A 15,418-nucleotide genomic window follows, 5' to 3' on the forward strand; every position below is an offset into this window, starting at 1 on the left:
GGGGACTCCCCTATAGGCCGGGGGCGGGGCGGCCGATACAATGAAGGCAGTAGACCGGACACCGGAGAGCGCGCCGACACGCCCGACTCCGGCCCCGGCGAATAACTGTCGAAAAGGTGAGTGCAATGATCAAAAAAGTACAGCTCCCGCTCCAAACGCTGAATCTGACGCTCGGGTTCATGGTCTGGGTTATCCTCTCGTCGCTGATGCCCTTTATCAAGGAAGACATCGCTATTCCGGCGGACCGTCTGGCGATCGTCACGGCTATTCCGGTCGTGCTCGGCTCGATCCTGCGTATTCCGCTCGGGTATTATGCCAACATCATCGGCGCCCGGCTCGTTTTCCTGATCAGTTTTGTGCTTCTGCTGTTTCCCGTGTATTATATCAGCGTAGCCCAATCGATGACCGCGCTCATGATCGGCGGTCTGTTTCTCGGGATCGGCGGCGCCGTGTTCTCGGTCGGCGTGACGTCGCTGCCCAAATATTATCCGGCGGCCCGGCACGGGTTCGTCAACGGCATGTACGGCATGGGCAACATCGGTACGGCGATCAGCACGTTCGCGGCTCCGGTACTGGCGACGCAGATCGGCTGGCAGGCCGCCGTCAAATGGTATTTGGCGCTGCTGCTGTTCTTCATCGTCTTGAACTTCCTGCTGGGCGACCGGCGCGAAGTAAAAGTGAAGACGCCGATCGGCCAGCAGATCAAAGGCATCTACAAAAATGAAAAGCTCTGGCTGATCTCGCTGTTCTACTTTATTACATTCGGTTCGTTCGTGGCGTTCACCGTCTATCTGCCGAACTTTCTCGTGACGAATTTCGGGCTGGAAAAAGTCGACGCCGGCATGCGCACCGCAGGCTTTATCGCGATTGCGACGTTTTTCCGTCCGGTGGGCGGCTGGCTCGCGGACCGCTTCAAGCCGCTGCTGCTGCTCGGCGGCACGTTCGCGATCTACACGATTGCGGCCATCCTGCTGGCATTCTCGCCGTCGCTCGGCCCGTACACGGTCGGCTGCCTGGCGATCGCGTTCTGCGCGGGTCTCGGCAACGGCATCATTTTCAAGCTGGTGCCGTTCTATTTCCAAAAGCAGGCGGGCATCGCGAACGGTATCGTATCCATGATGGGCGGACTCGGCGGATTCTTCCCCCCGATCATGCTGGCAGCCATTCACGGCATCACGGGACAGTATTCGATCGGCTTCATGCTGCTGTCGCAGGTCGCCATGGTGAGCATGGTGCTGGTATTCTGGATGTACGTTCAGGATAAAAGAACGCTGGATGCGGTCGGCGGCCGAACAGCAACGAAAGCCCAGACCAAAACGATGAGCAAATAATCAACGCATCCAGAACAAGCAAACGAGGAACGGGAGTCTTCCCGTTCCGATACCCAACAGCCGTCCGGGCCACCCGGGCGGCTTCGCATGCAGGAGGGATAGAAGATGGAGACAAGAAGCGGCGAACGCTATTCGCGGCAGACGCTGTTCGGCCCGATCGGCAGCGGCGGGCAGCAAGCGCTGGAACGCGCCTGCGTAGCCGTGATCGGCTGCGGCGCGCTCGGCTCCGCGATCGCCGAGACGCTGACGCGCGCGGGCGTGGGCGAACTGCATCTGGTCGACCGGGATTACGTCGAATGGTCCAATCTACAGCGGCAGCAGCTCTTTACCGAGAGCGACGCGGAGCGGATGATGCCCAAAGTGGAAGCGGCCCGGAAGCGGCTGCTGGACATTCGCTCCGATCTCAAGCTGCATACGCATTTTGACGATCTGGACGTGCCGCTGATGCGCAGGCTGGCCTCAACCTGCTCGCTGATCATGGACGCGACCGACAACTTCGAGACGCGGCTGCTGATCGGCGACGCGGCGCTCGAAGCGGGCATTCCGTGGATCTACGGCGCCTGCGTGGGCAGCTCGGGCACAGTGTTTCCTTTTGTGCCCGAACGGTCGGCCTGCTTCCGCTGCCTGCTGCCGACGCTGCCGGCTTCAAGCGACACGTGCGACACGGCCGGCATCATCGCGCCCGCCGTGCAGGTGACCGCCGCGATGCAGTGCGCGGAAACGCTGAAATGGTTGAGCGGCAATCGTGATGCGCTGCTGACGAAAGTGCATCATTTCGATCTGTGGTCCGGCACGCGGATAGATGTCGGGATTGCGCGTATTCGCCGCGCGGATTGTGCGTCGTGCGGCCCGAATCCGACTTTTCCGGCGCTTGCGCGCACGGCAAGACCGGCGTATGCCGCGCTGTGCGGGCGCGATACGGTGCAGGTACTGCCGGACCCCGCGCGGCCGCTGACGCTGGACGACGCGGAGCGGATCGGGCGGCGGATCGGCGAGAACCTGCGCCGTACGCCGCATTTCGTCCAGTTTCACGCGCTCGGCGCGCGCTTTATTCTGTTCGTCAACGGCCGGCTGCTTATTCACGGCACGGGCAGCGTAGACGAAGGACGAAGTCTGCACCGCAAAGTATTCGGATAAAAAAATCAGGGGGCCGGGCTGCCGGGCTTCTGCCCGATCCGATTCGATTAGATCCGATTCGATCCGATCTGGCCCGGCTCCAGCCAAAGGAGGCGCAGCATGAGCAAATTGGACCCTGCCCAAACGGCCGGGACGGTCGTGCGCTTGGCAGTACTGACCGTCAGCGACACGCGCACCAAAGAGACGGACAAAAGCGGACAGAAGATTCTGGAATTGGCCCGGGAAGCGGGCCTGCGGATCGTCAAGTATACGCTGTGCGCCGACGACGCGGAAGCGATCCATTCGATCGTCGCGGGCTGGCTGCTGCGGCCGGAGATCGACGCGATCGTGACGACCGGAGGAACCGGCATCGCGCGGCGCGACGTCACGATCGAAGCGGTGCGGCCGCTGTTCGAGAAAGAGATCGACGGCTTCGGCGAGCTGTTCCGGTATTTAAGCTTTGCCGAAGACATCGGCACGAAGGCCGTGCTCAGCCGTGCCACGGCCGGCACGGCCGGGGAGAAAGCGATCTTCGTGCTGCCCGGCTCGACCGGCGCCGTGACGCTGGCCATGCGCCGCATCATCGTGCCGGAAATCCGGCATATCCGGCATGAGCTGACCAAGCACCGGTAAACGGCAAGAGCCGCGCAGGCTCGACGTGTAACGGTCGAGTCTGCGCGGCCGGGGTGCGGCAGCAGGGCAGCAGGCAGGCGTGAAGCCAGAATTGGATGCCGGGCGGCGTAACGGATCGCAGGCCGCAAGACCGGGCAGGCAAGCAATCGGGCGCCCGGCGGTCTTTCCCCGGCAATCGGGGGATCTGCGGCTAGCCGGATTACTCCTGCCGAGCGTAATCGCCGGATTTGCCGCCTGTTTTCTCAAGCAGCATCGTCGGTCCGATCACCATGTCTTTGCCGGCGGCTTTGCACATGTCGTAGATCGTCAGCGCGGCGGCGCTGGCCGCGGTGAGGGCTTCCATCTCGACGCCCGTCGGGCCTTTGGTCCGCACGGTCGCGTAGAGGAACACTTCGTACGAAGCCGCGGCTTCGTCGATTTTCCATTCGAATTCGATATCGACCCCGCTGAGCATCAGCGGATGGCACATCGGAATAATCTGCGCCGTATTTTTGGCCGCCATGATTCCCGCGACTTGGGCGACGGCGAGCACATCGCCTTTTTTGCTGCCGCCGCCGCGGATCTGGCGGTAGATCGTCTCGTTTACGCGGACCGAAGTCGCCGCGCGGGCCGTGCGTACCGTTTCGTTTTTCTCCGAGACGTCGACCATGCGCGCGCGTCCCTGTTCGTTAAAATGAGTCAATTCGGACAAAACCATCCATCCCTTCATCGATTGAAGATGAACCCAGTATAGCATGAGAAAAGGAGCGGTCCACCATGGTCGAACCCCGACATCCGATTTCCGTCAGCGAGGCGATCGCCCGCATTCAGGGACATGTCCGCCGGACCGGCAGCGAGAACGTGCCGCTGGAACAGGCTTACGGCCGCATTCTGGCCGAGCCGCTGCGGGCGTCGCACGACGTGCCGTCGTTCGACCGTTCGCCGTACGACGGCTTCGCGATCCGGGCCGAAGATTCGGCCGGCGCGTCGGGTACGAACCGTATCCGGTTCGAAGTGATCGACCGGATCGGCGCCGGCTCCGTGTCGGCCCGCACGCTCGGCCCGGGCGAAGCGATCCGCATCATGACCGGCGCGCAGCTGCCGGCCGGCGCGGACGCGGTCGTCATGCTGGAGCAGACGCAGGAATCGCCGCCGGCGCAGAACGCCGGGGCGCAAGAGCTCGCCGCCGATTCGGCGGACATGAGCGCCCGTGCGTTCTTCACCGTGCGCAAGCCGTTCCGGGCCGGCGAGAACATTTCGTTTCGCGGCGAGGATATGCGCCTCGGCGAACAGATCCTGCCGTCGGGCAGCCTGATCCATCCCGGCACGATCGCGCTGCTGGCCACGTTCGGCCAGCAGCAGGTGCACGTGTCGAAGCTGCCTGTGGTCGGCATTCTCGCGACCGGCACCGAACTGCTGGAGCCGGGAGCGCCGCTTGAGCCCGGCAAGATCCGCAACAGCAACGGACCGATGATCGCGGCCCAGCTCCGGCGCATGGGCATTCCGTACCGCCTGTACGCGGCGGCGGCCGACCGTCTCGGCGACATGCTCGATACGGTGCGGCAGGCGCTGGGCGAATGCGACGGCCTCATTACGACGGGCGGCGTATCGGTCGGCGATTACGATCTGCTGCCGGCCGTCTACGCCGAACTCGGCGCGGACGTGCTGTTCAACAAGGTCGCCATGCGGCCGGGCAGCGTGACGACGGTCGCCGTATGGGAAAGCCGCTTCCTGTTCGGGCTGTCGGGCAACCCGTCCGCCTGCTACACCGGCTTCGAACTGTTCGCGCGTCCCGCGCTGCTGCGCATGATGGGCTCGGAGCGGATCTATCCGCTGCACACGCGGGCGGCGCTCGGCGAAGACTTCGCCAAGCCGAATCCGTTCACGCGCTTCGTGCGCGCCGTGTACGACGGCGTCTCCGTCACGCCGGCCGGCTTCAACAAATCGAACGCCGTGTCGTCGATCGGACGCGGCAACGCGCTGCTCGTCCTGCCCGGCGGGACGCGCGGCTTCCAGGCCGGCGACGCGGTGGACGTGCTGCTGCCGGGCATGGAAGAAGGTTCGGCCGCATGGAATCTGTGAGCGGCGGGCAAGCAGGCGCGGCCAAGGCGCATGTTCTTCAGATCGTCGGCTTCAAGAACAGCGGCAAAACGACGCTGGCCGAGACGCTGCTGCGCCTGGCGAGTCGGCTCGGATCGCGCGTGTCCGTGATCAAGCATCACGGACACGGCGGCGAGCCCGAAGCGCCGCCGGCCGATACGGACGCTTCGCGGCTGTTCGGAGCGGGAGCCGCGAGTTCGGTCGTCAGCGGCGGCGGCCTGATGCTGATGCAGGGCCGCCTGCCGGAAAGCGACGACGGCTGCGGCGAGCTGGACGCCCTGATCGCGCTGACCCAAACGTATGCGCGTCCCGACCTGATCCTGATCGAAGGCTTCAAATCGGAGGCGCATCCGAAGATCGTGCTGCTTCGCTCCGGCGAAGACTGGGCGGAGCTTGGCACGCTGACGAATATCGTACTGGTCGTGACGCAAGAAAGCGAATCGGCCTCGCATCCGGTGCTCTCCGCACACACGCGGCTGCCCGGATCGCCGAACGTCCGCCTGCTGCATCGGCAGCAGACGGAAGAGATTGAAGCCTGGTTTGCCCATTGGCTGAGAGGAGCGCAGACTACCGTATGAAACTTTATGAGATCGTAACGGAACCGATCGATCCGCAGCGCTACGCCGATAGCGTGCTGCGCCCGGAAGCGGGCGCGATTACGCTGTTTACCGGCCATGTGCGCGAATGGACCCGCGGCATACGCACGCTGTATCTGGCCTACGAAGCGTACGTGCCGATGGCGGAGAAAATGCTGGCGAAGATCGGCGGAGAAATCGAAGAGAAATGGCCCGGCACGCGGTGCGCGATCGCGCACCGGATCGGCGAGCTGAAGATCGGCGAGATCGCCGTCGTCATCGCCGTCTCGTCCCCGCACCGCAAAGACGCCTATGCGGCGAACGAATACGCGATCGAACGGATCAAGGAATGGGTCCCGATCTGGAAAAAGGAAATTTGGGAAAACGGCACCGAATGGATCGGCGACCAGCGCGGCCAACCGCTGCCGGAATAGAAGCGGCCGGCCGGCGCGGACGCTGCAAATGGGTCCGCCGCCGATCTGCCGTCTATTCGAATCCCCTCTTCGAACTTCATTGAACCCTATGTAATCCGATCTAATCCGATCGAACCCCATCCCCAAGCGAGGAGAGGACGCCCATGATTACGCTGTACTATTTCGCCGGATTGCGCGAAGCGACCGGCCTCGCTCAGGAACACGCCGAGCTCGAAGGCTATACGGTCGACGAACTGCTGTCCTGGGTAAAAGACAAATATCCGCATCTTGCGCTCGACGCGGTGCGCGTCGCGGTGAACGAAGAGTATGCGCTGCCGGAAGATGTGCTGCGCAGCGGCGACGCCGCCGCGCTGATTCCACCGGTCAGCGGCGGATGACGCCGCAGGGCGGAGAGCCGATCCCGCCGTATCCGGTCGGCACGGTCGGCCTTCTGCTCGCCGGCGGATTGTCGCGCCGCTACGGCTCGCCCAAAGCGTTCGCCCTTTACGAAGGGCGTCCGTTCCACGAACGCGCGCATGCGGCGCTGTCCGGCGGCTGCGACCAAGTGATTGTCTCGGCCAGCGCAGCGTTGGCCCCGCAATTTCCGGAAGTCTACGAAGTGTGCGTCGACCTGCCGGAACTGGCGGGCCTCGGGCCGCTGGCCGGATTCGCTTCGGTCATGCGGCAGTATCCCGCGGAGCGCTATATCGCGCTTCCGTGCGATATGCCGCGTATCGGGCCGCAGGAGATCCGGCGGCTGCGCTCCGCGGCGCAAAACGGCCCATCCGCCGACGTCACGGCGGTGCGCAGCGTGGAAGCGGGAGATCTTCCGCTGCTGAGCGTCTGGCGCGGCGGCCTGGCCGACCGGCTGGAAGAGAGTGTGCGCGGCGGACGGCTCGGCGTCATGAAGCTGCTGGCCGGGCTGGACACCGTCTGGCTGGACGCCGCGCTTCTTCATCCCGATCCGGCGATTTTCCACAATTTTAACGTTCCATAACTTTAACGTTTCGTATCCCTTCGCAATACGCCGGGCGCGAATTGAATCCGAAGCGCCGACGAAGGAGAGGAGAAGCCATGAACCTGTATACGCCCACGGACCGGCTTCGCCGGCCGATCCGCGATCTGCGCATTTCGGTTACCGACCGCTGCAATTTCCGGTGCACGTACTGCATGCCCAAAGAAATTTTCGGCGACGATTTCGCTTTTATGTCCAAAGACGAACTGCTGACGTTCGAAGAGATCGAACGCCTGACACGGCTGTTCGCTTCGATCGGTGTCAAAAAAATCCGGCTGACGGGAGGCGAACCGCTGCTGCGTCGGGGGATGCCCGACCTCGTGTCGCGCATCCTCAAGGTGGACGGTATCGAAGACGTCGGCCTGACGACCAACGGCGTGCTGCTTGGCGCCAACGCCCAGCCGCTGCACGACGCGGGGCTGCGCCGGCTCAACGTCAGCCTGGACGCGCTCGATCCCGAGCTGTTCGGACGGCTGAACGGCCGGGGTATCGATTCGGCGCTCATCCTGCGGCAGATCGAGCAGGCCCGGCAGGTCGGCTTCGACGTCAAAGTCAACATGGTCGTGCAAAAAGACGTCAACGACGCCGAAATTTTGCCGATGGCCGCCTATTTCCGGGAACGCGGCATCACGCTGCGGTTTATCGAATTTATGGACGTCGGTAACGACAACGGCTGGAGCTTCAAGCGCGTCGTCACCAAAAAAGAAATTTACGAGCGCCTGAGCGCCGTGCACGAGCTGGAACCGGTCGAACCGGATTACTTCGGGGAAGTCGCTTCGCGCTATCGATACAAAGGTACGGAGGCCGAAGTCGGCTTTATCACCTCGGTGTCCGAATCGTTCTGTTCGTCCTGTACGAGAGCGCGCCTGTCTTCGAACGGTATTTTCTATACCTGCTTGTTCGCGTCGAGCGGCTTCGATCTGCGGGCCCCACTGCGCGGCGGCGCGAGCGACGAGGAGCTGCTGGCGCAGATCGTCGGCGTCTGGGAAAATCGGGCCGACCGCTACTCCGACGAACGCACCGAGCAGACGGCCAAAAATCGCAAAAAGATCAATATGTCGTATATCGGCGGCTGAGCGGCAGGCTGCGGCAGACGACTGCGACCCGAGAGGTTCATGCGCGGATTCGCCCTTTTTTCGAAAAAATGCCCTGACTCGATCGTGCTGCCTACGCAAAAGCCCCTTTCCCGAAAGTTTCGGAAAAGGGGCTTTTTACTTTCTGCGTTCAGGCAGGCGCATGGGGCGCATGCACCTCATTTTCCAACATCCCGATATACGCCATCAGCTCGGAAATGGCCGCATACTGCCGGGCAAGCCGGCCGTTCAGCTTCTCCAGCGCGATCCGGAACGATTGTTCCACGGCCGGCAGGTTCCCGGTATCGAGATCGTCCAGCAGCTTCCGGATCGCTTCGATAAAATAGACGGTCTGGCGCAGGCTGCTGATTACGATGATCCGGCGCAGCTCGCGCGGCGCAAACTGCCGATACCCGCTTTGCGGATGGCGGCGCGGCCGGATCAGCCCTTCTTTTTCCCAATGCCGCACGGCCGACGGGTTGACGCCCGCAATCTGCGATACTTCGCCGATGCTCATGCAATCCGTGATGCGGCGTCCGTTGTACGCGGAGAAATCGGTCCGTTCGATCAGCCGCATAATTTCGGTCAGCCGGCTGTTCTCCGCCTGAATCTGCGCCTGCTCGGCATTGAGCGCCCACAGCGCTTCGCCGATCTGCCGCTCCCGGATCAGGCGCATGACCGAATAAGCGGTCGGAATGCTGTACGCCGCAAGCAGCGCGCGGAGCGAGCGAAAAGCATGCAGATGGATCTGTCCGTACATGCGGCGTCCGGCGCCGATCCGCGGCACGTCGGGAATCAGGTGCTGCCGTTCGTAGCTGCGCAGCGTCGTCGTGCTGACGCCCAGCGCTTCGGCCGCCTGTTTGGGCGTCCACCGATCGACGGCGGAGCGAGAGTCGGTCATGGAGCAGGCTCCTTTCGCTTTTGGGTTTTGGATGTTCATTTTGGATTTTATTTTCACATCGGATTCTATTTTCTTTTCCGCTCAACCTTCAAATTGAACCTTCAAGCGCTACGACAACATTTAACCGGAAAAAGCGCCGCGCTGCAAGGGTCTGCCCTCTTTTAACCGAAAGATTGCCTCAATGTTATATGATCGAAGCAAGAACGTTCGCGAAGAAAAGGGAGGAGCATACCCATGAATAGAAACAGGCACACCCCGAACGATACGATCCAGATCCGGGGAGCCCGGGAAGGTCAGTTGAAGTCCGTCGATCTGGACATTCCGAGAGAACGGCTGGTCGTCTTCACGGGGTTGTCCGGTTCGGGCAAATCGACGCTGGTCGAGACGATTTTTCGGGAAAGCCAGCGGCAGTACCTCGAAGCGGTCGGCTACCAGGGCATTCGCAAACCGAACGTGGACCGGATTCGCTTCCTGTCGTCCGCGATCCGGATCACGCAGAGCGAGTCGAACCGCAATCCCCGCTCCACGGTAGGCACGAAGACGAATATTTACACCGATCTGCGCATGCTGTACGAAAAGCTCGGCGAGCGCGACTGTCCGCACTGCGGAGAGCGGATCTCGGCGGCGGACTGCCGCGAGACGACGACCGTAATCGACGGGGAATTCCGTGTCTATATGGACTGCAGCCGCTGCGGTCAGCGTATGGACAAGCTGACGCGCAGCCATTTCTCCGCCAATACGCGGGAAGGCGCCTGCCCGGACTGCCAGGGACTCGGCAGCCGGCTCAGCCTCGTGCCGGAGCGCTGCATCGACGCATCGCGCTCTCCGCAAGGCGGAGCGGTCGATTATTGGGCGCAGGCGTACCAAGACTACCAGGTCGATCTGCTGCACAAAGCGCTGGCGCATTACGGCGTTCCGGCCGACCGGAAGACGCCGGTCGGCGAATACGGCGAAGCGCAGACGGCGCTGCTGCATTGGGGCGCGGATTCGGCGCAGGTCAAAGCGCTGTTCCCGCAGATCCAGCCGCCCAAAAGCGTCTCCGCCGGGCGCTTCGAAGGCGTGCTGACCACGCTTTGGCGGCGCATGTCCGAGAAGGAAGGCGACGCCAAAGGGTTGAACCGGTATTTCGATTCGGTACGCTGCGCTTCCTGCGCCGGAGAACGGCTGAATCCGCTGAGCCGGAGCGTCACCGTCGCCGGGCGGAGACTGCCGGAACTGAGCGTACTGTCGCTGGAAGAACTGGGACAGTGGCTGGCGGCTCTGCAAGGCGGGGAATCGGACAAGGCTTCGGGTTGGAAGCCGGGCGAGGATTTGGGCAGCAATTCGGGCGGGCAGTCGGTACGCATCTACCTCGAAGACCTGCGGACGAAGATTAGCCGGTTGGAGCGGATCGGGCTCGGATATCTGTCGATCGACCGGCAGATGATCACGCTGTCCGGCGGCGAGAGCCAGCGGATCAAGCTGGCCGCGGCGCTCGATTCCGACCTGACCGGCATGATGTACCTGCTGGACGAGCCGACGATCGGCCTGCATCCCCGCGACACGGAAGGCGTGATTGCTGTTCTTCAGCGCCTGCGGGACTTGGGCAACAGCGTGCTCGTTATCGAGCACGATCCGGAAGTGATGCGGGCCGCCGATCATATCGTAGATCTGGGGCCGGGCTCCGGCAGGCACGGCGGCCGCGTCGTTGCGCAGGGCACGCTTGCGGAGCTGATGCGCAGCGAAGCTTCCGTGACGGGCGCTTACTTGAAGCGGGAGCAGCCGCCTCTGCGCCGGCCCCGCCAAGGAGACGGCGCGTCGATCGGCATCGCAAGCGCTTCGCTGCACAATTTGCAGGAAGTGAACGTGCGTATCCCGACCGGCTGCCTCGTTGCCGTGACCGGCGTATCCGGTTCGGGCAAGTCTTCGCTGATCTTCGGCGTGCTGGCCGCGGCGGCAGACCCCGGGAGCGCTCCCGATCGGCGCCGCGGCCAGATCACCGGCCTGGAGGCGTTCGACCGGGTCGTCACGATTCGCCAATCGGCGATCACGCGCATGAAGCGCTCCAACGTGGCGACGTATTCCGAAGCCTACGGCGAGATTCGCAAGCTGTATGGCAGCCTCGAAGAAGCGCGGGCGCGCGGGCTGTCGGCCAAAAGCTTCTCGTTCAACACCCCGGGCGGCCGCTGCGAAAACTGCGAAGGACTCGGAACGGTGACGAGCAGCATGCTGTTTTTCGAAAATATCGAGGAGATCTGCCACGTCTGCGGCGGACGCCAGTTCAGCGAAGACGTGCTCGCCGTGACGTACCTCGGCCGCTCGATTCACGAGACGCTGCGGCTGCCGATCGAGGAGGCGGCGACCGTGTTCGAGCGTCTGCCCAAGCTGCGGCGCATCCTGCATCTGCTGAACGAAGTGGGTCTCGGTTATTTGGAACTTGGGCAGACGCTGACCACGCTGTCCGGCGGCGAAGCGCAGCGGCTGAAGCTTGCGTCCGAACTGCTCGGCTCCAAAGCCAAACGCCTCCTGTACCTGATGGACGAGCCGACGACGGGACTGCATCCGGCTGATGTGGACCATTTTCTCAAGCTGCTGCACGCGATGGTCGATTCCGGCAGCACCGTGATCATCGTGGAGCATAATATGCAGGTCGTCGCGGACGCGGATTGGGTCGTCGATCTCGGACCGGAAGGCGGGGTGCGCGGCGGGCAGGTAGGCTTCAGCGGCAAGCCGGCAGACCTGCTGTTGTCGGGAAAAGGCGCCACGGCGGAACATTTGGGCAGGCCGTCTTGAGTAAAAAAAGACGTCCTCGCCTCGCAGCCTCGGCATTAGGCCGGGGCGTGGGGGCGAGGGGCGGAGTAGGAGCGAGACGAAGGGTCGGATGCGGGCGTTCGGATGTAAGCGTTTGAGTGCAGACGTTCCGGTTCAAGCATTTGAGTGCAGGCGTTCAGGCTGTACCGTTTCATTGTTAACCTTGTATGAAAATATAAGTTTACAATGAATCTTCGGCACGCTATACTGCTAGCAAGCCGGAACGGTACGCCCGTTCCGGACTTGACAGTATCCTACTCGGAGGTCGATTCTCTTGAAAACAAAAGAAATGGTATACGCGGCTCTGTTCGCCGCGCTGATCGCGGTGCTCGGCATGATTCCGCCGATTCCGCTCGGCTTCATTCCGGTCCCGATCACGCTGCAGACGCTTGGCGTCATGTTGGCGGGCGGTTTTCTGGGCAAAAAAACGGGTGCGCTCAGCCTGATCCTGTTTATCGTCTTGGTCGCGATCGGACTGCCGATCCTGGCCGGAGGCTCCGGCGGATTGGCGCCGCTCGTCGGACCGACCGCCGGCTACATCTTTAGCTGGCCGATCGCGGCTTTCTGCATCGGCTGGGCGTCGGAGAAAGTCTGGCCCCGCCTGAAGACCTGGAAGCTGATCGCCATTAACGCCGTGTTCGGCGTGCTGCTGGTCAATCTGATCGGCGCGCCGGTCATGGCGCTTATTACGAACACGCCGATCTGGCCGGGACTCGCCGCTTCCGCCGTCTTCCTGCCGGGCGACCTGATCAAAGCGGTCGTAGCGGCCGTCGTCGTCATTCAGGCCCGCGCGGTCAGCCCGATCGAAGAGAAAGTGCACGGCGCCTGACATGCTGGAATTCGATCAGGTCTCTTACCATTACCGGCGGGGACAGGAAGTGCTGCGCGGCGTCAGCTTCCGTATCCGGGAAGGCGAATTCCTCTCGATCGTCGGCGGCAACGGAAGCGGCAAATCGACGCTGGCCAAGCTTATGAACGGCCTGCTGCTTCCGCGCAGCGGAACGGTCCGGTTCGACGCGCGGCCGACTTCCGACGCCGCCCACCTGCAGGCGGTGCGCCAGGGCGTCGGATTGATTTTCCAAAACCCCGACGACCAGTTCATCACGACAAGCGTAAGCGACGAGATCGTGTTCGGCCTGGAAAATATCCGCGTACCCGCGGAAGAGATCGGCGAGCGGGTGCGGCAGGCGCTTCGGACGGTGAGGATGGAACCGTACGCCGATTCGGCGCCGCACGAACTGTCGGGCGGGCAGAAGCAGCGCGCGGCGATCGCCGCGGTGCTGGCTATGCGCCCCCGGCTGATCCTGTTCGACGAAGCGACGTCGATGCTCGATCCGCGCGGCAGGGCGGACATCCTGCACAGGATGCGCGAGCTGCACCGGCAGGGCCTGACGGTCGTGCAGATCACGCACCATATGGACGAAGTGCCGGCGTCGGACCGGGTGCTGCTGCTCGATCGCGGAGAGATTGCTTTCGACGGTACGCCGGACGATTTTTTCGCTTCGGCCGATCTGGAATCTTACGCGCTGGACACACCGTTCGCCGTGCGCGTTCACGAAAATCTCGGCCTGACCGGTTCGCTGTCGGCCGATTGGAAGGAGCGTGTCGCTGACCAATGGAACATTCCACGGAAATAGGCAGTCCGGCCTTGTACGCATTGCGGAAAATCGGGGTCGCGCTCGGCGGCCGCCCGGTGCTGCGGGACGTCACCTGCGGGCTTCGGCAGGGAAGCTGGACGTCGCTGGTCGGTCCGACCGGCGCCGGCAAATCGACGCTGGCCCGCCTGTTCAAAGGGCTGATCCCCGAGTACACGGGCGACTACCGGATCGACGGCCGCCCGGCCGCCACGGACCGCAAAGGCCGGGCGCAGGTGCTGCCGGACATCGGATTCGTGTTCCAATACCCGGAACACCAAATTTTCGAGACGACGGTGGAACGCGAACTCGGTTTTGCGCTGCGGATGCGGGGCGATTCGCCCCGCGAGATCCAAGCGGCCATCGCGGACATCCTGCCGCGCCTCGGCCTTGGCGAAGAGCTGCTCCCGCAGTCGCCGCTGCTGCTCAGCGGCGGGCAGAAGCGGCGCATCGCGATCGCTTCCGTCCTGATCGCGGAGCCGAAGCTGCTCATTCTCGACGAGCCGACGGCCGCGCTCGATCCGCTGAGCCGGCGCGAGCTGCTGGACCTGCTGCGGGAGTGGCAGCGGCGAGCCAATCGTACCGTGCTGTTCATCTCGCACCGGATGGAAGACGTGGCCGAGTATTCGGACCGGGTGCTGCTGCTGAGCGAAGGCCGGTTGGCCGGCGATCTGGCAGCGAACGAACTGTTCCTGCGCCGCAGCGACCTGCTGGAGCAGGCCGGACTTGCGCTGCCGGAGTCGGTAGAGCTGCTGAAGCTGGTCGAGCGGCTCGCCGGACGCCGGCTTCAGCCGGCGAACTGCCGCGAAGACGAGATCCTGCGCGTCGTGCGTGAAGCCTGGCAGGAGCGGAATGGGGAAAGAGGACAGGAGCAATGGTGGGACGAACGATGGCAGAGAGAGCAGGAAGATCCGCAGGAGGAACGAGGGCAGGACCGACAGGAAGGGCACGAGGATCTGCGGCAGGCGCGGCAGGAAAATCGAAAAGGGAGCGGCGACCATGGCGAATAGGCTGCTGATCGGTCAATTCGTCGAAGCGGATTCTGCGCTGCACCGGCTCGATCCGCGCACCAAGCTGCTCGGCATGCTGCTGCTGATGATCGTCCTGCTGAACGTCCGCGGCTGGGGCGGGTACGGAGCGGCGGCTTTGTTCGTTCTGGCCGCCCTGCTCGGCTCCCGCGTGCCGCTTCGCCGTTATGCGCGCGGTCTGCTGCCGATTCTGCCCGTGCTGCTGTTCACGCTGCTGTACCATATCCTGTTCGGACGCGGCGACAGCGTGATCGCCTCGTACGGCGTCATCCGGATCACGCGCGAAGGGACGGAAGAAGGGCTGCGCATCTTCGCGCGTATCGCCCTACTGATCCTGCTGGCTTCCGTATTGACCGCCGCTACCCGGCCGCTGATTCTGGCACAGGGATTGGAGCGGCTGCTGAAGCCGCTGTCGAAGCTTGGCGTTCCGGTCGAGCAGTTCTCGCTCATGATCGTGATCGCGATTCGCTTTATCCCGACCGTGCTGGAAGAGGTGGACCGTATTCAGCTGGCCCGGCGGGCCCGGGGCTTCGATCCGTCCGGCCTGAATCCGGTCCGCCGCCTGTTCGCGTTCGTGCCCGTGCTCGTCCCGCTGCTCGTCACGACCGTCCGCCGCGCGGACAATCTGACGATGGCGATCGACGCGCGGGCGTACGGAGACGGCCGCGGCCGGACCGTCTACCGTCCGCTTGTTCTTCGCCGCCAAGACGCCGCCGCAGGCGCCGTACTTCTGCTTGCTGCCGCAGCCGTTTTGGCGCTCGACTTTTGGTTTGGGCGTTGAGCTTATCCCGCTCCGCAAAACACCGCCCTTGCCGGGCGTTTGGCGGATT

General features: G+C 63.4%; 16 protein-coding genes. 14 read left to right on the forward strand and 2 right to left on the reverse strand.

Annotated features, from left to right (window positions below; translation table 11 throughout):
- The first annotated feature begins 125 nt into the window (after positions 1-125).
- From FTE24_RS04925 to FTE24_RS04935, 3 genes are all read left to right on the forward strand, one after another.
- Positions 126-1,331 (forward strand): nitrate/nitrite transporter, encoded by a 1,206-nt coding sequence (locus FTE24_RS04925; RefSeq protein WP_150229080.1) that lies wholly within the window; start codon positions 126-128, stop codon positions 1,329-1,331.
- 105 nt (positions 1,332-1,436) lie between these two features.
- Positions 1,437-2,468, forward strand: a complete 1,032-nt coding sequence (locus FTE24_RS04930; protein WP_150229078.1) for a ThiF family adenylyltransferase — start codon at positions 1,437-1,439, stop codon at positions 2,466-2,468.
- A gap of 99 nt (positions 2,469-2,567) precedes the next feature.
- A complete protein-coding gene (locus tag FTE24_RS04935) occupies positions 2,568-3,080 on the forward strand; it encodes a MogA/MoaB family molybdenum cofactor biosynthesis protein (RefSeq protein WP_150229076.1) in 513 nt (170 codons plus the stop codon).
- 199 nt (positions 3,081-3,279) lie between these two features.
- Here FTE24_RS04935 and moaC read toward each other — a convergent pair whose 3' ends face one another.
- On the reverse strand, positions 3,280-3,771 hold the full coding sequence (gene moaC, locus FTE24_RS04940) for a cyclic pyranopterin monophosphate synthase MoaC (RefSeq protein ID WP_150229074.1): 492 nt from the start codon (positions 3,769-3,771) through the stop codon (positions 3,280-3,282).
- A gap of 65 nt (positions 3,772-3,836) precedes the next feature.
- On the opposite strand from moaC, the gene FTE24_RS04945 reads away from it, so the two are divergent.
- The 6 genes from FTE24_RS04945 (at position 3,837) to moaA (ending at position 8,238) form a co-directional block, all read left to right on the forward strand.
- Entirely contained in the window at positions 3,837-5,141 is a 1,305-nt protein-coding gene (locus FTE24_RS04945) for a molybdopterin molybdotransferase MoeA (protein ID WP_150229072.1), read from the forward strand.
- A complete protein-coding gene (mobB, locus tag FTE24_RS04950) occupies positions 5,129-5,737 on the forward strand; it encodes a molybdopterin-guanine dinucleotide biosynthesis protein B (protein ID WP_150229070.1) in 609 nt (202 codons plus the stop codon). Before FTE24_RS04945 ends, mobB begins: the two co-directional genes overlap by 13 nt.
- Positions 5,734-6,168 (forward strand): molybdenum cofactor biosynthesis protein MoaE, encoded by a 435-nt coding sequence (locus FTE24_RS04955; RefSeq protein WP_150229068.1) that lies wholly within the window; start codon positions 5,734-5,736, stop codon positions 6,166-6,168. Before mobB ends, FTE24_RS04955 begins: the two co-directional genes overlap by 4 nt.
- Before the next feature lie 143 nt (positions 6,169-6,311).
- Entirely contained in the window at positions 6,312-6,545 is a 234-nt protein-coding gene (moaD, locus tag FTE24_RS04960; protein ID WP_150229066.1) for a molybdopterin converting factor subunit 1, read from the forward strand.
- A complete protein-coding gene (locus tag FTE24_RS04965) occupies positions 6,542-7,144 on the forward strand; it encodes a molybdenum cofactor guanylyltransferase (RefSeq protein WP_150229064.1) in 603 nt (200 codons plus the stop codon). Before moaD ends, FTE24_RS04965 begins: the two co-directional genes overlap by 4 nt.
- 77 nt (positions 7,145-7,221) lie before the next feature.
- Positions 7,222-8,238 carry a GTP 3',8-cyclase MoaA gene (gene moaA / locus FTE24_RS04970; protein ID WP_150229062.1) on the forward strand — a complete coding sequence of 339 codons (1,017 nt, stop codon included), beginning with the start codon at positions 7,222-7,224 and terminating at the stop codon, positions 8,236-8,238.
- 148 nt (positions 8,239-8,386) lie between these two features.
- Here moaA and FTE24_RS04975 read toward each other — a convergent pair whose 3' ends face one another.
- Positions 8,387-9,136 carry a MerR family transcriptional regulator gene (locus tag FTE24_RS04975; protein WP_150229060.1) on the reverse strand — a complete coding sequence of 250 codons (750 nt, stop codon included), beginning with the start codon at positions 9,134-9,136 and terminating at the stop codon, positions 8,387-8,389.
- 234 nt (positions 9,137-9,370) lie between these two features.
- Between FTE24_RS04975 and FTE24_RS04980 the strand changes: the two genes are divergently transcribed.
- The 5 genes from FTE24_RS04980 (at position 9,371) to FTE24_RS05000 (ending at position 15,369) form a co-directional block, all read left to right on the forward strand.
- The gene (locus FTE24_RS04980) at positions 9,371-11,908 is read left to right on the forward strand and encodes an ATP-binding cassette domain-containing protein (RefSeq protein WP_150229057.1); all 2,538 of its coding nucleotides are present in this window, start codon (positions 9,371-9,373) and stop codon (positions 11,906-11,908) included.
- Between the two features lie 292 nt (positions 11,909-12,200).
- A complete protein-coding gene (locus FTE24_RS04985; protein WP_150229056.1) occupies positions 12,201-12,755 on the forward strand; it encodes a biotin transporter BioY in 555 nt (184 codons plus the stop codon).
- 1 nt (position 12,756) lies between these two features.
- Positions 12,757-13,563, forward strand: a complete 807-nt coding sequence (locus FTE24_RS04990; RefSeq protein ID WP_150229054.1) for an energy-coupling factor transporter ATPase — start codon at positions 12,757-12,759, stop codon at positions 13,561-13,563.
- Positions 13,542-14,570: an ATP-binding cassette domain-containing protein gene (locus tag FTE24_RS04995; RefSeq protein ID WP_150229052.1), complete on the forward strand. Its 1,029-nt coding sequence runs from the start codon at positions 13,542-13,544 to the stop codon at positions 14,568-14,570. The genes FTE24_RS04990 and FTE24_RS04995 overlap by 22 nt, the downstream gene beginning before the upstream one ends.
- Positions 14,560-15,369 (forward strand): energy-coupling factor transporter transmembrane component T family protein, encoded by an 810-nt coding sequence (locus tag FTE24_RS05000; RefSeq protein WP_150229050.1) that lies wholly within the window; start codon positions 14,560-14,562, stop codon positions 15,367-15,369. Before FTE24_RS04995 ends, FTE24_RS05000 begins: the two co-directional genes overlap by 11 nt.
- Positions 15,370-15,418: the final 49 nt, after the last annotated feature.

Origin of the sequence: Saccharibacillus sp. WB 17 (assembly GCF_008634075.2) — a bacterium.
Taxonomy (GTDB): Bacteria; Bacillota; Bacilli; order Paenibacillales; family Paenibacillaceae; genus Saccharibacillus; species Saccharibacillus brassicae.